General features: G+C 67.4%; 23 protein-coding genes and 2 pseudogenes. 17 read left to right on the top strand and 8 right to left on the bottom strand.

From position 1 onward, the window contains the following. Window positions 1–161 precede the first annotated feature (161 nt). Window positions 162–788 (top strand): hypothetical protein, encoded by a 627-nt coding sequence (locus tag RM812_RS25355; RefSeq protein WP_311576218.1) that lies wholly within the window; start codon window positions 162–164, stop codon window positions 786–788. A 77-nt stretch (window positions 789–865) separates the two neighbouring features. On the opposite strand, the gene RM812_RS25350 is transcribed toward RM812_RS25355, so the two are convergent. After that, a complete protein-coding gene (locus RM812_RS25350) occupies window positions 866–2209 on the bottom strand; it encodes a tyrosine-type recombinase/integrase (protein ID WP_311576422.1) in 1344 nt (447 codons plus the stop codon). Window position 2210: 1 nt separating this feature from the next. Further along, window positions 2211–2414, bottom strand: a complete 204-nt coding sequence (locus tag RM812_RS25345; protein WP_311576215.1) for a hypothetical protein — start codon at window positions 2412–2414, stop codon at window positions 2211–2213. 477 nt (window positions 2415–2891) lie between these two features. Here RM812_RS25345 and RM812_RS25340 point away from each other — a divergent pair, with 477 nt between their 5' ends. The 4 genes from RM812_RS25340 (at window position 2892) to RM812_RS25325 (ending at window position 7432) form a co-directional block, all read left to right on the top strand. Further along, on the top strand, window positions 2892–3113 hold the full coding sequence (locus RM812_RS25340; protein ID WP_240103720.1) for a helix-turn-helix transcriptional regulator: 222 nt from the start codon (window positions 2892–2894) through the stop codon (window positions 3111–3113). Between the two features lie 542 nt (window positions 3114–3655). Next, window positions 3656–4963 carry a DUF3631 domain-containing protein gene (locus RM812_RS25335; RefSeq protein ID WP_311576207.1) on the top strand — a complete coding sequence of 436 codons (1308 nt, stop codon included), beginning with the start codon at window positions 3656–3658 and terminating at the stop codon, window positions 4961–4963. Between the two features lie 380 nt (window positions 4964–5343). Beyond that, a complete protein-coding gene (locus tag RM812_RS25330) occupies window positions 5344–5751 on the top strand; it encodes a plasmid mobilization protein (RefSeq protein WP_311576204.1) in 408 nt (135 codons plus the stop codon). 4 nt (window positions 5752–5755) lie between these two features. Then, window positions 5756–7432, top strand: coding sequence for a relaxase/mobilization nuclease domain-containing protein (locus tag RM812_RS25325; RefSeq protein WP_311576201.1), 1677 nt, complete (start codon window positions 5756–5758; stop codon window positions 7430–7432). Here the strand turns inward: RM812_RS25325 and RM812_RS25320 are convergent, their stop codons facing one another. The 4 genes from RM812_RS25320 to RM812_RS25305 are packed head-to-tail and all read right to left on the bottom strand — an operon-like array spanning window position 7433 to window position 10467. Next, window positions 7433–7987 (bottom strand): flavoprotein, encoded by a 555-nt coding sequence (locus RM812_RS25320; RefSeq protein ID WP_311576198.1) that lies wholly within the window; start codon window positions 7985–7987, stop codon window positions 7433–7435. It lies immediately after the preceding gene. Further along, complete coding sequence (locus RM812_RS25315; RefSeq protein WP_311576195.1) at window positions 7984–8709, bottom strand: WbqC family protein; 726 nt, start codon at window positions 8707–8709, stop codon at window positions 7984–7986. The genes RM812_RS25320 and RM812_RS25315 overlap by 4 nt, the downstream gene beginning before the upstream one ends. Window positions 8710–8737: 28 nt before the next feature. Next, entirely contained in the window at window positions 8738–9427 is a 690-nt protein-coding gene (locus RM812_RS25310) for a YdcF family protein (protein ID WP_311576192.1), read from the bottom strand. Beyond that, entirely contained in the window at window positions 9424–10467 is a 1044-nt protein-coding gene (locus tag RM812_RS25305) for a helix-turn-helix domain-containing protein (RefSeq protein ID WP_311576189.1), read from the bottom strand. Before RM812_RS25305 ends, RM812_RS25310 begins: the two co-directional genes overlap by 4 nt. Window positions 10468–10586: 119 nt before the next feature. On the opposite strand from RM812_RS25305, the gene RM812_RS25300 reads away from it, so the two are divergent. From RM812_RS25300 to RM812_RS25270, 7 genes are all read left to right on the top strand, one after another. Next, window positions 10587–11003, top strand: a complete 417-nt coding sequence (locus tag RM812_RS25300) for a hypothetical protein (protein WP_311576186.1) — start codon at window positions 10587–10589, stop codon at window positions 11001–11003. After that, window positions 11003–11539, top strand: coding sequence for a hypothetical protein (locus RM812_RS25295; RefSeq protein ID WP_311576183.1), 537 nt, complete (start codon window positions 11003–11005; stop codon window positions 11537–11539). The genes RM812_RS25300 and RM812_RS25295 overlap by 1 nt, the downstream gene beginning before the upstream one ends. Next, window positions 11536–11772 carry a DUF7848 domain-containing protein gene (locus tag RM812_RS25290; protein WP_311576180.1) on the top strand — a complete coding sequence of 79 codons (237 nt, stop codon included), beginning with the start codon at window positions 11536–11538 and terminating at the stop codon, window positions 11770–11772. Before RM812_RS25295 ends, RM812_RS25290 begins: the two co-directional genes overlap by 4 nt. Window positions 11773–12067: 295 nt before the next feature. Next, window positions 12068–12214, top strand: coding sequence for a hypothetical protein (locus RM812_RS25285; protein WP_311576177.1), 147 nt, complete (start codon window positions 12068–12070; stop codon window positions 12212–12214). A 16-nt stretch (window positions 12215–12230) separates the two neighbouring features. Further along, window positions 12231–13418: a cupin domain-containing protein gene (locus RM812_RS25280; protein ID WP_311576174.1), complete on the top strand. Its 1188-nt coding sequence runs from the start codon at window positions 12231–12233 to the stop codon at window positions 13416–13418. Further along, window positions 13415–14323 (top strand): aldo/keto reductase, encoded by a 909-nt coding sequence (locus RM812_RS25275; protein WP_311576170.1) that lies wholly within the window; start codon window positions 13415–13417, stop codon window positions 14321–14323. Before RM812_RS25280 ends, RM812_RS25275 begins: the two co-directional genes overlap by 4 nt. Next, entirely contained in the window at window positions 14304–15128 is an 825-nt protein-coding gene (locus tag RM812_RS25270; protein WP_311576167.1) for a phosphotransferase, read from the top strand. Before RM812_RS25275 ends, RM812_RS25270 begins: the two co-directional genes overlap by 20 nt. A 53-nt stretch (window positions 15129–15181) precedes the next feature. On the opposite strand, the gene RM812_RS25265 is transcribed toward RM812_RS25270, so the two are convergent. Beyond that, a complete protein-coding gene (locus tag RM812_RS25265; RefSeq protein WP_311576163.1) occupies window positions 15182–18493 on the bottom strand; it encodes an N-6 DNA methylase in 3312 nt (1103 codons plus the stop codon). Window positions 18494–18822: 329 nt separating this feature from the next. Here RM812_RS25265 and RM812_RS25260 point away from each other — a divergent pair, with 329 nt between their 5' ends. The 5 genes and pseudogenes from RM812_RS25260 to RM812_RS25240 form a co-directional block, all read left to right on the top strand. After that, window positions 18823–19653 carry an AbiTii domain-containing protein gene (locus RM812_RS25260; RefSeq protein ID WP_311576160.1) on the top strand — a complete coding sequence of 277 codons (831 nt, stop codon included), beginning with the start codon at window positions 18823–18825 and terminating at the stop codon, window positions 19651–19653. Further along, window positions 19650–20435 carry an AbiTii domain-containing protein gene (locus RM812_RS25255; protein WP_311576156.1) on the top strand — a complete coding sequence of 262 codons (786 nt, stop codon included), beginning with the start codon at window positions 19650–19652 and terminating at the stop codon, window positions 20433–20435. The genes RM812_RS25260 and RM812_RS25255 overlap by 4 nt, the downstream gene beginning before the upstream one ends. A gap of 241 nt (window positions 20436–20676) precedes the next feature. Then, window positions 20677–21432, top strand: a complete 756-nt coding sequence (locus tag RM812_RS25250) for a DUF5131 family protein (RefSeq protein ID WP_311576153.1) — start codon at window positions 20677–20679, stop codon at window positions 21430–21432. Window positions 21433–21531: 99 nt separating this feature from the next. Next, a complete protein-coding gene (locus RM812_RS25245; RefSeq protein WP_311576150.1) occupies window positions 21532–22659 on the top strand; it encodes a three-Cys-motif partner protein TcmP in 1128 nt (375 codons plus the stop codon). Window positions 22660–23060: 401 nt separating this feature from the next. Then, a pseudogene (locus RM812_RS25240) lies at window positions 23061–23308 on the top strand (cation transporter); the annotation flags it as partial. Here RM812_RS25240 and RM812_RS25235 read toward each other — a convergent pair. Further along, window positions 23241–23459 (bottom strand): annotated as a pseudogene (locus tag RM812_RS25235) (flavoprotein); the annotation flags it as partial. The pseudogenes RM812_RS25240 and RM812_RS25235 overlap by 68 nt on opposite strands. Window positions 23460–23512 lie beyond the last annotated feature (53 nt).

Here is a 23512-nt window from a genome sequence, read left to right as displayed (position 1 = left end):
GCGGACAGGGGCTACCGGCGCCCTTGAGGCATATGACGGGCAGGCGACGGACATATGTTTCACCGCACGTTTCGGCGTGCGGCCGTGGGGGAGGTCACTGACACGATGATCGGGTTGCGCGGCGGGGGCCACGCGTCCTAGAAAAGCAGTCGGGTGGAGATATGCATCGCGGTGGCGGACTGGGCGAGGGGACCGACGACCTGGGTCCTCGACGTGCCCGGCGCGGAAGGCACCGACGCGAGGCCGAGGAAGCGACCGAAGCACGTCAGGCACACGGCGCACCGAGCGAGCCCGACCGGCTCGGGAGGCGGGCCGACCGGCTGGGGGCGGGGAGCAGGAATGGTGGTCGGGTGGGGGTGACCTACAAGTACTTCGGCGCGCCCGACGGCGCGACCGCGGCCCGCGTCCCGATCTCGATGCGCCCCGAGGAGCTGGGCGGCGACGAGCTCGGGATGAACGGCATGTTCACCAAGATCAAGCCGGAGACCATGGCCGCCATGGTCCTCACCGGCATCGAGGGCGTCCCCCTGCACAAGGTGCCCCCGCTGGAGCTGGTGGTCCTGCACCCCGACTACGCGGTCGTGAAACTACCGATGACCGTCGTCGACCCCCTGCGCGGCATCGGCGAGGAGGCGGTCGGCGCGGCGGCGTTCATCTGGTCGACGGTGCCGGACCGGGGTGGACCGCGGGACGCGTTCAACGTGTACCAGTTGCTGCACGAGTGGCAGGACTTCAGCCATCGGTTGCATGAGGCGGGGCATCAGCCTTATTGCCTTGTTTGGCCCTGATTGGCCCTGAGCTGGGGTTTCTTGCGGATCGGGCGGGGTCTTCGGGCCTCGCCCTTTTTGGTGCCGGGGAGGGGCCGTCAGGCGGCCAGGGCACATCGAGGGCACATTGGTTTTGCTGGGGGCGCTGATGTGCCCTGGGCGGCGGGCGGGTCGCCGTCGTCTTTCGCCTCGGCTTCCGTTTCCGTTTCCGTGAAGGCGTCGTCGATCGCCTTGCGGGTGCGGGTCTCGCTGGACGGCAGCAGGTGCGTGTACGTCCGTAGCGTGAAGCCGGGGTCCGAGTGGCCGAGGTACTCCGAGAGCGCCTTGATACTCTCCCCCGCGTCCAGGAGCACGGAGGCGTAGGCGTGCCGGAGGGCGTGCATGCCGTCTTCCGGGGCCGCCTGGAGGTAGCGCGCGCCGCGCTCGCGGGGTGGGATCACTCCGGCGGCAGCCAGGGCGCGCTTCCAGTCACCCATATTGAAGACGCTGCGGTTGTACGCCCCATTCTTCTTGTCGACGAAGAGGAGGCGGAAGGTCTTCGGCTCACCGTACGGCTTGGCCCAGGGCAGGGTGACCTCGACCGGCGGGAACTCCTTCATGTGGGCCTTGACGGCGACGGCAAGCTGGGCCGGTAGGGGCACTGACCGGATCTTGTTGCCCTTGGGGAGGGCGAAGACGGGCTTCGTGCCGACGAGCCGCACCTGGCGGTTGACGTGGATCCAGCCGCCCTTGAAGTCGATGTCCCCGACTGCGAAGCCGAACACCTCGCCCTGGCGCAGGCCGCAGCCGAAGGCGAGCTTGCCGCCGGCCTGGAAACGCTTCGGCAGCCCGTCGATGACGGCATGCACACGCTCCAGCGGCCAGGGGATGACTTTCTTCTTGATCGCGGTCGGCAGCTTGACCGACTTCGCCTTGCAGGGGTTCTTCGGCAGTAGCCCGTCCTCCACGGCCATACCGAGGATGCTGGAGAGGATGTCGAAGATGCCCTCGATCGTCGATACCTCCAGTTCGGCGTCCTGGAGCGCGCGAATCCAACCCTGAATGATCGAGGGCTGGTTGAGGGACCGCAGCTCGCGTCGGCCGAGGTGCTCGACGATGTGGTTGCGGACCGTCGCCTCGTAGCGGAGCGCGGTCGTCGGGCCGACGGAGTTCGCGTCGAGCCACTTCTGCGCGTAGGCGCCGATTGTCTGCTTCGTCTCGGCCGGGACGACGTAGGAGCCGCGTCGGATCTCGACGTCGACCTCGGCGGCACGGTTGTCCGCTTCGGCCTTCGTGTGGAAGTTCTCCTTGCGCTGGCGGCCGTCCAGGTCGCGGTAACGGACCTGCCAGCGCTTGCCGATGCCGTGATCGGCGGTAGGGACTATCCGCTTCGTACGGCTCTTGTGTTCGCCGCACTCGGCCTCGGTGGGCTTGGGGTGGGACTTGTGCCAGCGGTCGTACACGTCAGCCAAGAAGGGCCTCCTGGATGGGGTTAGGGGACTGGGCTGTGGCGTAGGGCGCGGCGATGTGCGTCAGCCACGGGAGCAGCAGGGCTGCGGGAGGGGTCGCGAGCTGGTGCTGGGGCAGGCTGCGCACGAGGCGTAGGTGCTCGATGGCGCGGGCGGTGTGGAGGCCGGCGGGGCCTATTTCGGCAGGTCGGTTGGGCATGACAAATAGCTGTAACTTGCATTCGGCCGTCATGGAAAGAGTTAGTTCTTAAACTCTCCAAAAGTCGCCCGGGGGTGAAGTGGTGTTCGTCTCGTCGAATTCCGGCACATCACGAGCCGTTTCGGCGGGGAGGTTGTGTTACCTTCCCTCCGCATCAAAGAAGTGGGCGATTTGGGCGGCTATCGGATGCGATGTCCGCTGGACTGGCCACGTCACTTCTCAGCGCTGGACGCCACCTCTGAGCTGCTGAGGTACCGGATTCCGACACTTCAGCCGGTTGCTTCTCCGTAGAAAATTTCGGCTTCCGTGGGAGCGATTTCGGCAACCGGGGATCCGCCCTTACTGTTTTGGTCTTCCCCGGCGACACCGAGGGAACTAGCCGGGAGTTTCAGAATTCACTCTGGACGCTTCCCAGGTGGTGTGGCTGTGTTGCCCACGCCTGCCATCCAAAACCCTGATTCCTATATGGAGACCTCATTGCCGAACCACTCCCCGCGCCTTGCCGGCGCCGAGCGTGACCAGCTCGCCACTCCCGCCGACGTGGCCGCGTACCTCGGGGTACCGGTGAAGACCCTCTACCAGTGGAAGTACCGGGGCATCGGCCCCAGCGTCCACAAGGTTGGCCGTCACCTGCGCTACCGCTGGCGGGAGGTGGACGCGTGGCTGGATGCCCAGACGTCGTACGACCTCACGGCCTGACCCCGCGTCTGGCGCGGCCGGACAACGAAGCGGCCCCCGGCGCGCCAACGCCGAAGGCCGAAGACTTCCCAACTGATCGCCCATCCCTGAACGAATGAGCTGGTGAGGGGCGGGACCTTGCCCGTCCTGCCTCTCACCGGAGAGGAACGCCTATGGAGGACTCTACGTCCCCGAGCCCCACGAACACCTCCCCGACCGGCTGGCCCACTCCCGCGGTCCCCGGCGAGGGCGTCCCCTGGCGCCGCAGGGATCAGGCGGACACACGATCCCCGGCGTCGGGGACCGTCGAGCACTCGGCGGATGTGAAAGCACACGGGGACCGTCCCCAGCCATCTGCTGATGCCGCTGTTGGGGACCGTCCCCACAACGTGCCCGCTGCTCGGTCCCCGCACGTCCCGGTCCCCGTATCGACGTCCGACGCAAACCCGCAGGTCAGCGGCGCCAAAATGGGGACCGGTCCCCAAGAGGCTGTAGTTGCACCAGGGGACCGCAATGGGGACCGTGATCGCGGTCCCCGCCAGTCGCTGGGGACCGACAACCCCGTGGCGGGAACCGCCCAGCAGGAGGGGACCGGTCCCGTCGACGCACGGGGACCGGATCACGGGACCGGCTCCCGGACTCCTCGGGGACCGGCAGACCCGGGGGAACGGGGTTCCGGTGAGGGTGGCGAACTGCTGGATGAGTTGCGGGCGGCGATCGGCAAGTACGTCGTGCTGCCCAGTGACGAGGCGCTGACCGCGGTCACTCTGTGGGTGGCGGCCACGCACATCCAGACCGTTCTGCAGCACGCGCCGCGTCTGGCGGTCGTCGGCCCGACGAAGGGCTGCGGCAAGTCCCGGGTGCTGGACGTGCTTCACGAGACCGTGCACCAGCCGATCATGACGGTGAACATGTCCACGGCGGTGCTGTTCCGCGTCATCGGCAAGAATCCGCGCACGATCCTGGTGGACGAGGCCGATGCCATCTTCAGCAAGGCGGGCGACAACGAGGAACTGCGCGGCCTGTTGAATGCCGGACATCAGCGCAACCGGCCCGCCTGGCGCATCTCCGGTCCGGAGCATAAGCCGACCCCGTATCCGACCTTCGCCATGGCCGCGCTGGCCTCGATCGGCGACCTGCCCGACACGATCACGGACCGGGCGGTCGTGCTCCGCATGCAAAAGCGCATGCCGGGCGAGAAGGTGACCCCGTTCCGCTCGCGCTACGCCACACCGGAGCTGAACGCGCTGCGGGACAAGCTGGCCGCCTGGCTGGGACCGCTGCGCGGCATGGCCGGCCGCATGGCGCCGACGATGCCGGTGGAGGACCGGGCGGCGGACACCTGGGAGCCGCTGGTCATCATTGCCGATCTGGTCGGCGGCCACTGGCCCGCCAGTGCGCGTGCGGCCTGTGGGGCGATGACCCGGTTCGAGGCTGTCCAGGACGAGCAGACCAACCTGAAGACGCGGCTGCTGCGCGACATCCACCGCGTCTTCGAGGCACACGGCAACCCCGCTGCCCTGTCCAGCCAGGATCTGGTCGCCGCCCTGCTCCAGGACCCCGACGCCCCCTGGGCTGAGCACGGCGCCAAGGGGCTCAACGCCTACTACCTGGGCAGAATGCTGCGGGACTTCGATATCCGTCCGGCCAACTACCGGTTCGACAAGGGCAGGCAGGCCAAGGGGTACGCCCGTAACCGGTTCCTGGACAGCTGGGCCCGGCACTGCCCCGACCTCACCGAGACGGCGCCCGCCCCCGCGCACGACGCCACGCCCGCGCGCCCGGCTCTGGGCAAGCCGCCCGCTGCCCTGGCGGGTCAGCTGCCCATCGGCCCGCCCGGCGGCTCCGCCGGCCGCCAACGCGCCCGCTGACCCGCCTCCCCTGGGGCCGTATCACTGCGTCGCATCCGTCCCCGCGCAGGTCAGCGCGGGGACGGATGTCCTCGCCGGGACGGACTTCTCCGTACCTGCCCGAGTGTCCGTACCTGTCCTGACCAGGTATGGGACGGATGCGACGCACGTGACACGCCTCCCGCCCCTCATCCCCGGAGCACCTCATGCACGAACAGCACCACGAACTCCCCACAGCTCAGCAGCAGATGCACACCACCTCAGCCTCAGACAGCGCAGCAAGTTGTCGGATAAGGAGTCCTTACCCGGCCCTCGCCCCGGGGGAGGCGGAGGCATCCGGCGCAGGGGCGCCGGGCTCGTTCGGCCCGGAGGTGCCGAACGAGACAGGGGGCGAACCGTCGTTGAACGAGCGTCAGCGCCCCGCGCCGCGTCGCCGTCTGCGTGACAAGCAGCTGCGCGAGCACCGTGTCCATCCCCGCTACAACGACGACGAGATCGCCCTAGTGCAGAAGGCCGCAGTCCTGAGCCGCATGAAGCCCGGCGGCTACGTCGCCGAGTGCGCGCTCGCCGCTGCCCGTGCCGACGACCCCACGGCAGCGGTCGCCGACTACCGCGCCCTGGTGAAGACCCTGATGGCCGCCAACCGGCAGCTCGGCAAGATCGGCAACAACCTCAACCAGCTCACCTGGCACCTCAACAAGGACGGCGCCTGGCCCCACCTCGACACCGTCCAACGGCTCCTGGAGCGCGTCGAGGCGTCCATCGCCGAGCTGGACACCGCGGTCGCCCAGGTCACAGAGGGGCGGTGAGCCATTGATCCCGAAGATCATCCTCGGCAAGGGGCCACAGGCCACGCGCCGCACGATCGGCTACCTCTTCGGCAAGGGCCGGGCCAACGAGCACGTCGACCCGCATCTGGTGGCTTCCTGGAACGACTTCGCCCCCGACCCCGGCCGCAGCCCTCACCGCGACCCCAAGGAAGTGGAGACCCAGCTCGCCGCACAGCTCGACCAGCCCGTGAAGATGCTGGGCGACAAGGCACCCAAGTACACCGTGTGGCACTGCCCCGTCCGTGCTGCACCTGAAGACCCGATCCTCACCGACGCCCAATGGGCGGACATCGCCCGCCGGATCGTGGCCGCAGCCGGCATCGCCCCCGTAGGCGACGAGGAAGCATGCCGCTGGGTGGCCGTCCGCCACGCCGACGACCACATCCACATCGCCGCCACCCTCGTCCGCCAGGACGGCCGCCGCCCCCAGCGCGATCACGACCAGCGCGCCGTCCAGCGTGAAGCCCGCAAGATCGAAGTCGACTACGGGCTCCGCCGGTTGAAGCCGGGCGACGGCACCGCCGCCAAGCGCCCCACCAGCAAGGAGCACTTCAAGGCCAAGCGATTGGGCCAGGACGCCACGTCCCGCGAGATCCTGCGCCTGCGGGTCCGCCGTACCGTCGCCGCCGCAGCGGACGAGGCCGAGTTCTTCGCCCTGCTGGAGGCGACGGGTGTGACCGTTCGGCTGAAGCTCGGCCCTTCCGGCGACGCGCTCGGCTGCAACTTCGCCCTGCCCGGTGACATCAACGACAAGGGCGAGACCGTGTTCTACGCCGGTTCCGCCCTCGCCGGCGATCTCTCCCTGCCCAAGATCCGCCAACGCCTCGCCACCACCAGCCCCGAGCCCGCGACCGTCCGGCCGGGCAACCCCTGGCACCAGACCGCCGCCGCCACCGAACGCATCCCCCACCACCTCACCCACGGCGACGACCACGCCGCCCAAGGACAGCTGGTCGCGCTCGGCGCCGCACTGGACCTCCTGCCCGTCACCGCACCGGCCGGGCTCAAGGCTGAACTCGAACAGGCCGCCGCCGTCTTCGAGCGCGCCACCCGTTCCCGCATCGCCGCCGACCTCGACAGCACCCGCGTCCTGCGCCGCAGCGTCCAGGCGATCTGGCGCGACCGGCCCCAGGACAGGGACGGGGCCGGATTCACGATGCTCCTGGATGCCGCGCTCACCGCGGTGGCGTTCGCGATTCACTGGCACCGCATCCGTCAGCACGCACAGCAGGAGGCCGCAGCCGAGCAGGCCCTCCTCCACTTGCAGGTGGCGTACGCGCAGGTCGCCGAGCCGGTCCTGGTCGGCCTCGCCAGCCGGGCACCCAGCCCGCAGACCAAACGCCGCTTCGCCCACCACCTCCAGCAGGCGGTACCGGAACACGCCGAGCGCATCCTGGCTGACTCCGCCTGGGACGCACTCGCCACCGTGCTCGCCGAGGCCGAATCAGCAGGACACAAAGTGGCCACCGTCCTCGACCAGGCGCTCGGACAGCGCACCCTGGACGACGCCCGCAGCCCCGCCCGCGCACTGACCTGGCGCATCCGCCGCCTCGGCGAACGCCGTCCGCCCAGTCCACGGGCCGAGGCAGCCCGGGCTACTCCCGTCCAGCCTGCGGCAGCGGCTCCTCCCTCACAGCCCCAGTCGGCACGGCGGCGCTGATTACGGCCGCGCGGACATCTTGGGAGTGAGCAGTTCCAGCGCCTCTTCCCACCGGTAGCGGTCGGCCCCGCCGCCGGCCTTCGGCCGATGCGGCTCGTACGAACCGATCAGGACGCCCATCTCGCGCAACCGCTCCAGGCTCTGCCAGTACGCGGGATGGGCGGCCTGGGCTGAGTTCACGTACGGCAGGACGGCAGTGGGGATGCCCATGCCGTACGCCTCACACAGGATGCCCAGCGCCAGGGTGTCGGAGATCCCTGCCGCCCATTTATTGACGGTATTGAACGTGGCCGGGGCCACCGCGATGGCGTCGGCGGGCGGCAGCGGGCGAGGATCCCCGGGTGAGCGCCAAGCCGAGCGAATCGGGTAGCCGGTCTGGGCCTCGACCGCCTCCGTGTCGATGAAACCCAGACCCTGCGGGGTGGCCACAACGCCCACGTCCAAGTTCGCCTCCTGAGCAACCGTGATCAGCTTGCCGACGTCGCCGGCGACACCGGCCGCGCAGACGACGACGTACAGGAACGGCTTGTTGCCCGGCGCCTGCGGTTCGGTCACTTGAAGCCCTCCAGAAGCAGTTGGTCTCGTTGGGCCGCCAGCATGGCGGCCAGGGCTTCCGGCCCGATCTGGCTCAGCGCCCAGAGACTGCTGATCCCTCGGGACCACCGCCAGAGTGGGTCTTCCGTATCCACAGGAGTGTGGAAAGCCAGCACCGGGATGCCGTGGGCCTCGAACGGAGCCGGGTCGAGGTAGCGCCAGCCACCCGTGCCGCAGAGATAGTGGGTACTGCTCGTGGCCACGGCCAGGTCGGCGAGCCGTTCTGATCGGCCTTCCCGAGTCGGGATCGTGCTGCTGTCCAGTACATCGCCGCTCCAGCCAAGGGCGGTGAGCAGCGCGATCGTCGACGCCCTGGCTATGTCGGAGACACGGTCGGCGGCCTCGAACCGATCGAGAACCGCGTCCAAGACCCCACGCACCGCTGGCCAGTGGCGACTGCGGCCGTAGTACTGGCGAATCAGCAGGCTGACGGTACGGCGGGAGCGGCTGGGGTCGGCGAGCCGCGCCTGGCTGATCAGTGTCGTACGCCCATCGGGCAGGTGTGTGGGGAGCGTGAGCCACTGCTGCCTGGCGGGGCTGTCCAGGGCTGCGAGCCGAGCCCGGTGCTGATAGTCGCGCCGGGCGAACTGGACGTCGTCGAGGACGATCCACTGGCCAGCGGCGTACAGCTTCGCCAGAGTGGACAGCCGCGGGAACAGGTTTGGTTGGTGGATCGCGCACACCCCGCCCGACGAACCAGCATGGGACGGGTCAGGTGCCGATGAGGCGACTGTCGAATCCGTCGCGCAGAAGGCGCTCGTAAGCGTCATACACATCCCCCGGTACGTCCTGCTCGACGGCGAAGCCGAGCTTCGGGTACTCGATCACCCGTTGCAGGTCGCCGACGAGCATGTCGACGACGAGCTTCTCGTCGCCGATGGACTTGATGTAGTCGTCCAACTCCAGCGGCTCGGAAGCGCACACGACCTCAGCCTCGGGCCAGAGCTTGCGGCAGGTCGCAAACGAGCGGCGTTCCATGTACGGCTTGGAGATGAGCAGCAGCGACTCGACCGCGATGCCGGCCTCGGCCAGCAGCTCGCGGGAGAAGGTGATGTTCTGGCCGGTGTTGGCCGCCTTCGGCTCGACCAGGATCGCCTCGTCCGGCACCCCCAGGCTCAGGGCATGCTCGCGGTAGTGGACGGCCTCACCCCGCGGGAAGCGGGCCCGAGTCGTGGGGCTGTTGCCCCCGCTGAACACCACGACCGGGAAGAGGCCGGCACGGTAGAGGTCTGCGGCCGTGGTGGCCACCCCGAGGTCGTGACTGCCCAGACCGATCGCCGCCGAGCAGGGCCGCTGCTCGTGGCCCATCTGGTGGTAGTTCCAGATCAGCGTCGCGTCGTGGAACTGCTCGTCGGTGATCTGGCGCTGCTCGTGCTCCGGCACTGGCACTCCCTGGCTCATCCCTGCTGGCCCTTTCGGATGCCCTCAATACTGCGCAGCTGGTGGCTCAGCCCGTACTGGCGGGCCACCTGTGCCGCCTGATCGAGGACGGACAGCCCATCATTCCGGGTCGCCGCATCCGACAGAAGGATGTGCCCGTATGCGGTGTCCAACCGCACCCGCTGCATCGGGGAGTCGACCGTGCCGGTGGTGCGCGCGATGTCCATGTAGTGCAGGGCCTGCTTCAGGTCGCCGACGCCTCGGTGGGCCAGGGCCAGCTTCTGGTGGGCAACAGACCAGTCCTCCGGCTCGCCCAGGTCCTCGAAGGAGCGAGTTGCCTCCACCATGACGTCGGTGGCGTACTCGTTGTTGCCCTCCTTGCTCAGTGCCGTACCGACCCAGAGCCGGGCCCTGGCACGGTCGCGAGGACTCAAGCGCTCGTCCGCTGCGAGGAGTTCGTACTGCCGGGCGGAGGCTTCCAGCTGGCCGGACATTTCCTGAACGACGGCGAGGGAGAGCTCGATCTGAGCCACTCGGCGCGGGATATCGAGTTCGGTGAACATGCCGCGGGCGGTCATGTAGGAGTGCCGAGCGGAGAGCGGGCCGAGGATCGCGCCCTGATCACGTTGGAGATCGCCGAGCAGCACGAGGGAACGGCCGTAGAGGTAGAGGCCCTTGTCATCCAGGTGATGCGGATCGTGGCGAGTCAGCCAGCGGTTCAACAGTGAGGTGGCGAAGGGGAAGTTCTGACGGCTTACGCAGACCACAGCACGCTCGATGTCTTCGGTCCAGGTCTCGTAATCCGCCGGCCGCGCGCTCTTCCTCTCGGGGAACATCAGCGCCTCGAACCTGGCCTGGGCAGCGGAGTCCGCGCGGCCCAGTGCCGTGTCGAGGATGGCCTGGGTATCCGGGCGGGGCTGGGTTGCTGTACCGAGGCTCTCCCACTTGGCGACCGTGCGCAGCGCGACACCGAGGTGCTCGGCGAAAGCGCGCGTGCTCATACGCAGCGCGGCGCGCAGAGCGCTTGCCTCGCGGCCTGTCCATTGCTGCACGCTGACCACGGATGACCTCCCTCCGTCACGTATGGAAGCACTGTCGGTGACGACGTGGGGCGGGAAGTGCAACGGAAGTACAACAGCAGGTCATTTCGAGGCCGTTCACGACGGCCGACGCTGTGGGCATGGACGACGACCTCATCACCGAACTCCGCTCCGTCGCCTGCCCCCAGGTCTTCGGCTACCTCCGCCATGTCACCGGCGGCCCGGCCCGCCACTCAGCGCTCGTCGGCTGCCTCACCGAGTACTGCCGACAACACGAGCTGACTCTGTGCGGCGTGTTCACCGACCGTGAGGCGACGGTGGCCGTCCGCTCTCCCGCCTTCGTCGGCCTCCTGGACGCACTCGAATTGCCCGACACGTATGGCGCCGTGGTCCCTGCCCTCAGCCACCTCGGCCCAAAGCTCGTCGTATCCGAGCGGCAGCGGCAGATAGCAGCAACAGGCACCCGTCTGATCGTGGTTCGCCCCATCAGGCCGACGACGGAACGTGCGCCTCTGTTCGGCGTGAGCTCCGGCCTCCAGCACCAAGGAGATACGTGATGTCCGTCCGTGAAGCGCTGCGCAGCGCTCCCTTGGTCAACGACGTGCCCGGACTCCGCCTGCTCCGAGTCGGCGACGGCTGGGACCTCGTACGCACCCCCGCAGCGGTCGGTTTCCTCGCCTTGGCCCACCTGCGGGCCACAAGCACGGCAATCGGCCCGGTGCTCTACGACGGGCCCAACGAACGCCTCTACTACGCCATCGACACCGGCACCGCAGGAAGTTGGGGCGACCTGCCTGTCCGGCATCTCACCACCAACTCGTGGCTCGTCACGCCCAGCCCGCCGTTGATCGACGACTGGTTCGGCGGCTGGTGCGAACTGCCCGACGACGAGACCCTCACCGACGCCGACGTCCTACACGCCGCGCTCACGAACCCGTACGTCACGGCTACGGCGTCAGAAGCACCCGCCGCAGCCGTTCGCCCAGGCGCAGCCTCGTTCCGCCACATGTCGGCATCTACTTCGCTCCGGCCGAACCACACGGAGACAGCTGTGTCGCCCCACCTCGTCTCGCTGAACGAGGTGGGCCAGTGAGTACGCGAGCGGTCGTCTGTCACAAGCAGTGGACCCTCCAGCCCGACCACGAACCGGACGCAGAGCCCACCACCTACGCGATGCAGTGCGCAGTCGACGGCGAGACGTCACCGCCCAGCGAGGACTTCACCGCGTCCCAGAACTGGGTGCTGGAGCACTGCGGGCAGCACCCGTCGCACCACACCTACAGGCAGATCATCACCCGCCCGTGGCGAGCCTGGTGGAAACCGTGATGGGCCGAACCGTGGGCTGGCTGGCGCGGTACACGGGCCCGCTGCTGATCGTGCTGATCTCCGCCTCGTGCGGCTTCGTAGTCGGCGTCGCGGTCTCCACCGCCGCGACCAACCCCTGAGTCCCCGTCCCTGCCGTACGTAGCCGATCGAGAGGTTCCCCCACCCGAGAAGCCCCGGCAAGGACGGGCCACAAGCCCCCGCCCCGGACAGAACAACCGCCCGCGCCCTTGGACAGGTCGAGCGCATCCGGGGCGGGTCCGCAAGTCCCTATCAACCCGCGACCCAAGGAGGAGCAATGCCGAACAACACCGCCACCACCCCAACGACCGAGCCGGTGCAAGCAGGACTGGTCAAGGCACGCCGCCGGATCCAGGCCGCCCGCGAGCGCGGCATCACCCCGTCCGACGGCGGCAGCACCGGCCGTACCGACGGCAACGACTGATCCTGGAGGAGACGCGTTGTCGCCGCTGAATCTGGCGGCCCACCTGGGCCAGGACGAGTTCCTGGCCCAGGTGCTCCACCGCCAATACCGCCACATCCCCGACGCCCTCGCCGATCCGGGGCAGCTGATCACGTGGGACGACCTCAACACGATCCTGGCAACCCACCGCCTGGAACCACCCCGCTTCCGCCTGTCTGCGGACGGCGAGATGCTGCCGGCCCACCGCTACACCGCCCCGGTCACCACCCGTCGGCACACCGTCTGGCAACGCCTGCACCCCGCCGAACTGCACGCCCGCCTCGCCGAGGGCGCCTCCCTCGTGATCGACGCCCTCGACGAACTCCACCCGCCCGTCGGCCGCGCCGCGATGGAGCTGGAGCGCTGGCTCCGCACGGGAGTGCAGGCCAACCTGTATGCCTCGTGGACTGCCCGCGAGGGCTTCGGCGTGCACTGGGACGACCACGACGTCGTCGTGATCCAGATCGACGGCGCCAAACGCTGGAAGCTGTACGGCCCCACCCGCACCGCCCCCATGTACAAGGACACTGACGAGCCCGAGCCGCCGCCGAAGGAGCCAGTCGCTGAACTCGTGCTTCGGCCCGGAGACGTGCTGTATCTACCGCGCGGCTGGTGGCACTCGGTGGCCGCCTCCGAAGGTGAACACTCCATCCACATCACCTTCGGCGTGCAGACCACCACCGGCGCCCAGCTCCTTTCCTGGCTCGCGGACGACCTGCGCCGCCACGATGTCCTGCGCGAAGACCTGCCCGTGCACGCGACCGCCGCAGAGCAAGTGACTTATCTGGAGCGGCTACGCCAGGAAGTCACCGCCTCCCTGGAAGACCCAGACCTCATCGGCCGGTATACGGCGATGCGCGACGTAACTGACCTCACCCGCCTGCGGCCGAGCCTGCCCCACATCATCAGCGTCCCCGCGGTCCCGAACGTCCGCGTCAGGCTCACGACCACCCGGGCGCTCTTGGAGTCCAGCGAGGAAGGGGTGGTTTTCCGGGCCTGCGACAACGAGTGGGAGATGGCGAAGGAGGCGATGCCACTGCTCCAACGACTGATGTCGGCCGCGCCTACCGCCGTACCCCTCAGCGAGCTGGCCGAGGCAGCCGCAATCTCGATCGTAGATGTGGCGGCCGTCGTCTCCGCGCTCATGGTCGGCCAAGCGATCACGGTGGAAGGCAGCGAGCGATGACGAAGGCCACCCTGGCCCTGGGCACCTACCGCATCCGCCCCTCCGCGCTGCACGACGCCGTGACCCGCGCAGCCAGCGATCCAGCGACAGCATGGATCGACACCGCGCCCAACTACCTCGACGGGCAGGCCCAGCCGCTGCTCGCGCCAGCGCTCGCCCGGCACCCGATTCCGATGTCTACGAAGGTCGGATTCCTCACCGCTCGGACCGCTGCAGACGCCGTTAACGCCGGAGCCATCACGGCCGGTGACGCAGAACGCGGACATTGCCTGAGCATCCCGTACGTCCACTGGCAGTGCGCCCGCAACCGAACCGAACTCCGCCGTGATCACCTCGACCTCGTCTTCGCGCACAACCCCGAACGCATCGACGGCGACCCACACGAAGCCCTGCGTGACGCCTTCATCGCCCTCGAAGCAGAGGCGACAGCCGGCGCACTGACCGCGTACGGCGTCGCTACCTGGGACGGATTCAACACCGGTGTCCTGAGCATCCCCGTCTTGCACCAACTGGCGGTTGAAGCCGCCGGCACGGAGCAGCACCACCTGCGAGCCATCCAACTGCCCGTATCGCTCGTTACGGCCACCCCTTTCGTCCAAGCCTTGGACGGCGAAGGCCCGATCGCTCAGGCCGCCGAGCTCGGATGGCAGGTGTACGCCTCGGCCCCCCTGTTCGGCGGCGAACTGGCCGACCTGGCTACGCGCGAACTCACGGCAATGCTGCACCCCGAACTCACAACCGCCCAGGCATGCCTCCTCGCGGCAGCCTCATGCCCCGGGGTGACGCGGATTCTGCTCTCCGCCTCAACGCAGGCACACTGGGCCGAGGCACAAGAAGCCCTGCGGAGCCCCTCCATCCCGGCCCCCACGCTGCGAAAGGTGCTGGATGTACTCGCCACCGCCTGACCTCGCGGACCAGCAGCGCATGCGTCGGGCCTTCACGCGGTCAGCGGCGACGCTGGGCGCCACGGTCGCCGGCCCCGAGGTCTGGGGCTGGCACGGCCGCACTCTCAGCAGCCACGTCGAGCACCCGGACCGAGGCGCCTGCTGGCTGAGACTGCTCTCTGCACCACAGGACAAAGCAGCAGGAAAGATCTGGGAGGGCAATCGCCAGGCCGCCGCGCTGTTCGACGGGCACATCCACAAGCCCCTGCTCTACGACACCAAGAAGTCAGGCGACGACGGCTATGCGTACCACGCCGAGTTGCACCAGTACATCGCCGACCCCATCGCCTCTTCCAGCCCCGTCCTACGCGCGGACCTGGATCCTCCGACCGAGTGGTGGGAATCCCTACGCACCGACCTGGAGCACGTGAACACCGTCTCCACACACCGCGTGGCCGTACGGCAGGAGTGGGTGGACCGCACCGTCCCGCGTTTCCTTGACATGCCCGGCCCTCGGATCACGGGCTGGACGACGGCCCACGGAGACCTGCACACCGCCAACCTCACGAGCACCACCCCCTACCTACTCGACTGGGAAGGCTTCGGCCTGGCTCCGGTCGGTTACGACGCCGCCATGCTGCTGGCGTACTCCCTGCTCGTGCCCACCTTCGCCAACCGCGTCCGCGACACGTTCCCTGTACTCAAGACGCAGCCCGGTCGCGACGCGCAGATCATCGTCATCACCGAGCTACTGCAGTCGGCATCACGCGGGGACCATCCCGAACTCGTACCAAACCTGCGCGACTTGGCCGCAGAGCTGGCTTGAACAGCTGAGTTGTTCGTCAACTCGTAGCAGGACGCTCAGGCTCATCCCCTCCTCTAGGCGCTGTCCCGCGGGAACGTGTGATCCCTGCTACAGCGCAGTGTGATTGCCCCACTGGTCCTATCAATCTTGTGCAGCAGGAACAGCTCCCGCGCGTCGCATTCCGTGCACACCTCAGCCCGCGCAATGGGCCACAACGTCAGTGGATGAGCGGATGAGGGGCCCTGCACATAGATACGGTTCGGCTCGACGATGCCTGGAAACGGGCGTTCGAAGGGCTCCCAGTCAGGGTGGCTGCCCCTCAGGCGCCGCCCGATCAGGGTGAACCCGCCATTGCCTGTGTACGCGCATGTGTCAACGAGGTCCCAATGGAGGCCGGATAGCCATCCCACTGATTCCAGGGTCGATACGACCACCGGCTCCAGAACGTTGACCTCTCGCTCCAGCTCGTGCTCCGGCTGCACCCTGCTCGCGTGACTAGAATCGTTTCTCATCCCACGAAGTTGATCCAGCAGGGTGAACACACCATCGGAATCAAGCGCCCCTTCCAGCTCCGGAAGTTCGGGAACAAGTCCGTCCTTGACCAGATCTGAAATCTGGCTCTGCCACGTCCAGAAGGTTGCTCCGCCACCCTTTTTAAAGGGCCCGCGCAGAGTGTCGTCGAAGCTCTGTCGACGGTGGATCCGGACCGCGAGGGCAAGCACACCGACACAGCGCGCCACGCTCTCAGCGAGTTTGAGCAGGGCGTCCTTGCGTTGGGCAAGTGTCCTAGATATTCGGTACTGCCGAGCCAGCGCCGCCACGTGATAGGGGTAGCTCCACTCGGCTCGCCATACCGGGTCACCGAGCGGCTGAACGAGCTCCCCGATGATTCGAGCCTCGTACGCCGAAGCCCTGGCGGTGCGGCGCATCTCGTCGAGGCCGGCCTGGGGGTCGCGGAACACGTTCGGCAGGATCCTGGAGGTGGTGCGGGCGAGGGCTTCCTTGCCACCGTCGAGGTCGTCCAGGAGTGAGTTGAACTCGGAGTCCCTGATGAGCTCGACGGGCGCTGGCGAGTTCATGGAGATGCGGGGATACGCGCCACCCTCCTCGCCTGCGCGGGTCCGCAGCCACTCGCACAGAGCGCGCCCGCTGTTGCCGAGGGGACGCAGTACCGTCAGCTGTGTCACCGCGTCCCCAAAGTCCGGCGGCAATAGGCGCCAGTTACCCGCCTGCCCCACCACGTCTCCGCCAGTGCAGACGGCCAAAGCCTGTCCCGTCCCTGAAGCTTCTGGAAGATCTGCTGCGGTGACGGCCGTCTGGAGATCGGTGCCGCGCAGCAAGGGCAGTCCCTCCGTCGCCCTCTGGCCGAGCCAGCGGCTTATGCGCCGCGCCACCGTGGAGAGCGGGCCAAAGCCGGTGCCAGGCCCGCTTACCAGGAAAGGAGCTTGCGGTAGCACACACCCGATCTTCACGCTGTCCAGGTCAGGCCATGCGTCCAGATGCTCGGGATCTATCTCGCGCCGCACGAAATCCGCGACGTCCTGCTCGAGCGGAACACGCACTCTGTGGGCCAGGTCAGGGTCCGGAAGTGTGAGCCCCCGTTCGTCGGTCTGGACCTCACCTCCCGGGTCCGAGACGGCCACGGCCTTCCGTACGCGGCCCCACAGTGAACGCGGAAGCTCCGTCGACAAGCCCGCGTTCTTCAACGCCGTCGAGAATGCGCTCTCAAATTCGGCCCGGGTGGGCCAGGTCTGTCCGGTCACCGCGCGCAGGGCGCGCAACAGGGCCGGCGCTTCGTCGAAACGCGCCAGCATTTTGGACGACTCAACGTCGGCGGCGATGTCGGCGCTCACGGTGAAGTACTGTCGCAACGGCCAGTTGACCGTGACCTCTTGGTAGACGAGGTCTTGGGCATCGAGCAGCAATGCCCCGTCCTCTCCGCCAACTTCCTGGCCACCTTTCGACACGTCGCCGTAGGCCGCCTCGTACCGCTCCGCTATCCGGGCGATGTGCTGGTCCGTCAGGTAGTGGCGCTTCCCGCCCAGCGGCCTGCGCAGTGTCGCGGTATGCCCGCGCGCGTCCAGCGCAATGACCATGCCTCGCAGTTGGAGGGGCTTGCGGTTGGACAGCAGCCATAGATACATCGGAACGCCGATGTTCGGCAGCAGGTGTGGAGGGAGAGCGACCACACCCTCCAGCAGGTCATTCTCCAGTAGCCATCGTCGGATCTCCGACTCACCAGAACCTGCGCCTCCGCTCTGCAAGGACGACGCAGTGAACAAAATGGCGGCTCGGGCACCCCCTTGGCCTGCGGGCCGCATATGAGCGACGAGATGTTGCACGAAGAGCAAGGAGCTGTCGTTTACACGGGGCAGCCCTGCGCCGAAACGTCCGGCGAATCCCAGCTCCGTGGCCTCGCGTTTCACTTCATCGTGCTGCCGCTTCCAATCAAGGCCATTCGGAGGGGCTGCCAAGAGATAGTCGAACGTATCACCTTGGTGTCGGTCGTCTGTGAGGACGTTTCCGTGCGCAATACCTGACGGGTCCGCACCTCTCATCATTCGTAGGGAGCGAGCTATTGCGTAGGTTTCCAGATTGATCTCCTGACCGGAGACCGACATCTTGGAAGAGCCTCCCAGCTCATTTAGAAAGCCTTCGACGGCAGACAACATGCCGCCGGTACCACAGCACGGGTCGTAGACGGTGATCGAGGTTCTTGACGGGGTCAGCGCTGCCGCGTCCGGGCCGAGCAACAGTCGGGCAGTCAACACACTCACGTCCTGCGGGCTCGTGTGCTCAGCCGTGGTCTCCGGCGACGCTTCGGTGAAGCGCCGGACCAGCTCCTCATACTCCCGCCCCATCTCCTGGTTGGAAACGGTTGAGGGGCTCAGATCCATTTCAACGAACCGTGACACCACTTGCCGCAGTACCCGCGCATCCGCCAACTGCCGGATAATGCTGGCAAATTCGAACGAGTCGAGCACATCGACGATTGCAGCGGGAAAGTCCCTTACGAACCGATCCACCGCCTCAGCCAGAAGCAGCTCGTCATCGGGTGACGCCTCGTCGTCGACAACCAGCAGAAGTCTGGCAAGATCGTCAGGGGCATCTGGGAGGCCCGCACCCTCACCCGACCCGGCCGCCCCGCCCGAGTCGGTAGCCGCAGGGTTACCCTCCCCTTGATCCACGGGAACCTGCGAGTCGCCGATGGCGACGGTGCTCGCGCCATCGCTCACCAGGTCACCCGTTACCTCCCCCGCATTCGCAGCCAGCCGCCGGTCCGCATCATTCCGACGCAGGCAGTCCATCCGTCGCAACACGGTGAAAGGCAGGACCACCCTTCCGTACTGGCTCCCCTTCAAACCGCCCCGCAGCAGATCGGTCACGGACCAGATCAAGTCCACCCGTGCGCGGTTCCCATCCCCGGCCACTCACCCTCCCCGTCCCAGCGGCCTCTGCCGCCCGAGCGCAGCTCATCCTTTCATCCGGTGGCACGATCGCGGCTCATCTCGAACCATCCGATGCGATAGAAGCTGAAGCCATCTCGCCGTACGGCGCCCCGAACCGGCTCGACGGCCACGACGCCGATGGCAGGCTGCGGTGCCGCAGGCTCAGGAACGGCAGCTGCCTGGCTGAGATGTGCTCGGAGCAGGGTCGATAGTAAGGAGAACGAAGCTGGCCCGTGTTGTCAGTGGGGCAGTGCAGACTGGATGCCGTGACGACACCCGACGTCCGAGGGCTGGAGCAGCTTGAGCGCGCCGTCCTGGACGACACCACCTCTCTCGCGACCGCCCTCCGCCAGTGCCTCATGCTCGCTGGCTACGCCCACCACGCGGAACTGCGTGCCTGGGCGCTGAAGGAGTTGGAGGGGTACACGACCACGGATGAGCTGCCCCCGTACCGCAAGGTGCCAGCAGCACTCGAAGTCGCGGTGGATCTCAACCTTCCGGGCCAGATCATTCAGGGCAACACTCGGCGAATCAGCCCCCACCAGCTTCCCCAGCACGCTTGTGATCGCGGTATCGGGGAGAGCGCACCGATCCGGCAAGGCGTCCGAGAACTCGAAGCCTTGGTCGCGCACGGCGACCGGGTGCTACGTCTTAGCCCGCCTGGCTCCGCCGAGTACGTCCTGCAGATGACGCAGGAGCAGCATCGTCTCGGCAACGAGGCCGCCGACATAACGTCTCTGCATTGGGATGTCTCCGTGGCCAGCGTCGAGGGCGCCCTCGACCACATCAGAACCCGTCTGACCCAGTTCGTCGCGGAAGTGAGAGCAGCCATGCCCCCTGGCCAGCAGAACCCCGACCCCAACCAGATCGACTCGGCCGCGCAGCAGGCCCTCAACATCACGGGAGGCGACAACTCCACCTTCCACATCGTCGCTCCGAACGCGAAGGCGGATCGTGGCAGCACCGCGAACGCCAACGTCAACGAGCCCGCGCCCACGACCCCCCAGCCCTGGTGGCACCGCACCACGGTGATCTGGGGCGCCGTCGCAGCGCTCGCGGCCGTCGCCGGCGTCATTGCCACCGTGGTCGTGAAATGAGGCTCCGCAGAAGCCGCCTCGACCGACTGGAGGCGGATGTTCTACACGAGAGACGTCCTCTCGCCCCGATCCTGCGCCAGGTGATCGCCCTGGGTGGACACGCTCACTCCGAACCGTTGAGGGCCTGGGCACTGCGCGAACTCCAGGGCTACGAGGGCATCGACGTACCAGTTCCTGACTATCGACGCATATCGGCGCCTCTGGTGATGGACGGCTTTGCCGGGATGTACCGGTTCGAGGAGCAACCGGTGAGCATGTTCGACCTCCCGGATTTCGCCCGCGACGACCTGGGCAACGAACTCCGCCTCGGAAAAGGTGTCGGCCAGATCGAATCTCTCATCGCCAGAAGCGCTGGCCAGACCGTACAGCTTGGGGACGCCATGGCTGCCGACCTCGCCGTGCTCATGAGCCAGAACTCCCATCGTCAGGTGCTCCGGTTGTACTGGGCCGTCCACCCGTCGGCCTTGGAAGGGGTTCTCGACCAGGTGCGTACCCGACTCGTTCAGTTGGTCGGGGAACTGCGCGCCACGATGCCTCACGGCCAGCACGATCCGACTCCCGCCCAAGTCGCGCAGGCCCTCCAGAACATCAACATCGTGGCAGGTGACAACTCCTCCGTGACCGTCACTGCGCCCGTCGCCGTCGCGCACCGTCGCGGATCAGCCCGAGCCGAGATCGCCGGGGGACCGCAGCAGAGCTTTCCACGAGCAGCAGTTGCATGGACAGTCTCGATCACCCTCCTCGCGGTTGCTGCCGCCGCTGCCTGGAGCGTGTGGCTCTGATCCCGGCCGCCCCACGGGGGCGCATCCAGGGCAGAGGGGTGCATTCGGTCGAACTGGCCAAGTACCCAGCTGCACTCTCGTTGACGATGACGCCGGGGACCCTCTTCACAGAACATGCGTTCGACCTGAAAGATGGGGGCGATCGCGTGTCAGTTCGGCACGTCGCTCGTTAGGCAGCGCAGTCGAAGCGCCGGGTGGAAAGCGCTGATGACCAGTGTCCACCCGCTACGGGAGGGGACCCATGGGCGATCGCAGCACAATCGAGTGGACCGAGGCGACCTGGAATCCCACCACAGGATGCGACCGGATCTCCCCCGGGTGTGACAACTGCTACGCCTTGACGTTATCCAGGCGACTCAAGGCCATGGGTGTTGCCAAGTACCAGACGGACGGGGATCCCAGGACATCCGGCCCGGGCTTCGGCCTCGCCCCTCACCCTGACGCACTGGCCATCCCCCGTCAGTGGAAGGCCCCACGGATGGTCTTCGTCAATTCCATGAGCGACCTCTTCCACGCCAAGGTCCCCCTGGACTTCGTCCGGCAGGTCTTCCAGGTGATTGCCGAGACTCCCCAGCACACCTATCAGCTACTGACCAAGAGAGCCCGCAGGCTGCGACGTGTGGCCGGCGAACTCGACTGGCCCTCCAACCTGTGGATGGGCGTCTCCGTCGAAGATGCAGAGCACCTAGATCGTGTCGACGACCTTCGGCAGGTTCCCGCTGCCGTGCGCTTCCTGTCCTGTGAGCCGCTACTCGGTCCGCTTACCGGTCTGCAACTGGACGGCATCGGTTGGGTTATCGCCGGAGGCGAGTCCGGGCCTCAGCATCGCCCCGTACAGGAGGAGTGGCTGGTGGACATCCGCGACGCCTGCCACCATGCCGAAGTGCCCTTCTTCTTCAAGCAATGGGGTGGCCGCAGCCCGAAGTCAGGGGGCCGCGAACTCGACGGAGCAACCTGGGACGAGATGCCGCCCCGACTGCCTGTCGCAGCCCATTAACGGCCAAAGTCCAGCAGACGCCGTACGCGCTCTGGTGGCATATGGCAACGGTGTGTGACCCTCTCCCAAGCGGGGCCGACGGGAGTAGGGGGACCGATCGTGGCCGTACCGAAGGATGCCGTGTGGGAGCGCGATCCGCACACGGCGGCCAAACATGACTTACTGAAGCAGTACTTGGCGGCATGGGCGCCAATTCTGCTGTCACGACTCGACGTGATCAGTTACGCCGAAGGCTTCGCAGGCGCTGGCGTCTACAAACAGGGCGAGCCCGGCTCCCCTGTCATCGCTTACGAAGTCTTCGCCGACGCTCTGCACAGGTTCCCGAAACGTATGCGCGTGATCCTCATGGAGGAGGACGCCCGTCGCGTCAAAGAGTTACAGCGCCAGATGGAGCTCGTCCGCTCCAGGCAAACGGACGACATCGCCAATCGAATAGCGGTCGACATACGTCACGGAGATTTCCACCCGGCCCTCCTGCAGAAGCTGCGGGGCATCGGCGCATTGGGGAAGCCTCTCTTCGTCCTCCTGGACAGCTTCGGCGGACCCGACATCCCCTTCTCGCTCCTCCAGGAGCTGGGGCGCCATCCCAGCACCGAAGTGATGGTGACCTTCGAGCCCAGCTTCCTCACCCGGTTCGCCGAGAAGCACGACGGCCACCGCCAGCTCGGCGACGAAGCCTTCGGCAGCCAGGAGTGGCAAGGCGTCTTCCAGCAGTCTCCCTCAGGCAAGTTCACCTTCCTGCGCGAGCAGTACCGGAACACGCTGCGCCAGGCAGGCTTCACGCACACGCTGTACTTCGAGATGGTTGACGAGGGCGGCAGGATGCTCTACCTGATCTTCGGCACCCAGCACGAACGGGGGCTGGAGAAGATGAAGGACGCCATGTGGAAGGTGGACCCTTCCTACGGCGTCCGCTACCGCGACCCCAGGGACACCCAACAGCAGATGCTTGATCTCGTATTCGAACCGGATACGGCTCCACTGCGACGGATCCTGCACGACTTCATCTCCGAAACGCCCGGCGGGCGAACCATCCCCGAGCTCAAGCGATACGCCCTCTTGGAAACCGTCTACCGGCCAGCCCAAGTGATCGAGACCGTCCGGCAGCTGCGTGAGGCGGGCGCCGTGACGACGGAACCTCGCGCCATCAACGTCAAGACGCGAGTGAGCCTGGCTACAACGCCGCGCACTACCCGCCCATCTGCCGAGCAAGGCGCTCTCTGGTAAGAGGCCGCGAGGGCACATCCAGGGCACATGAGCCTGGGAAACGGCGTTGACCCGTGAGAACTACCGAGAGGAGTTCTCCCAGGTCAACGCGCATTTCCTTGCGAAGCCCCAGGTCAGCGCCCTCCCGTCACCAATCGCTGCATGAGTGGCAGGACTTCAGCCATCGGCTGCACGAGGCGGGGCATCAGCCGTACTGCCTGGTGTGGCCCTGAGCCGGGGTTTCGTGAGGGTCGGGCGGGGTCTTCGGGCCTCGCCCATTTTCGTGCCGAGGAGGGGCCGTCAGGCGGCCAGGGCACATGGACTTGGACCCGGGACACTCATGTGCCTACGTTCCGCTGAGCGCTGGGCGATGCCCAGCGAGGCCACGTCGCAGCCAGACGCCGGCACCGGCTCCGCCAGCACGACCACTCGGCTCCGCCTCCGCGGTCGCGGACTCCATGCCGACCCTCCTGTGCACGCACTTGCCCGCCGTGCTCCTGCTCGGCCGGTCCTCAACGCCACCCTCGGCTGGTCCTGGGCCGACCCCATCGCCGCCCTCGTCATCGCCGCCATCGCCGTCGAGGAAGGCCGCGACGCCTGGCAGGGCAAGGGCTGCTGCGCGACACCCAAGGCGATCGAGCCCCGGACCGGGTACCCGCGGCGTCGATGAAGCCGCGTCCCTGCGGTGTGGCGATGACGCCGACATCCCAGTTCGCCTCCTGGGCCGCGGTGATGAGCTTGCCGACGTCACGGGCAACACCTGCCGCGCACACGACGACGTACGGGAAGGGCTTCTTGTCCGGGGCGGTCGGGCCGGTCACGCGGGGGCTCCCGGTTGGCGGCTGGAACGGCGCAGTTCCGGCAGGGTGCGCCG

This window comes from Streptomyces lancefieldiae (assembly GCF_031845825.1).
GTDB lineage: Bacteria > Actinomycetota > Actinomycetes > Streptomycetales > Streptomycetaceae > Streptomyces > Streptomyces lancefieldiae.
Note: the sequence above shows the minus strand (reverse complement) of the source record. Positions and strands in the feature narration are given on the sequence as shown.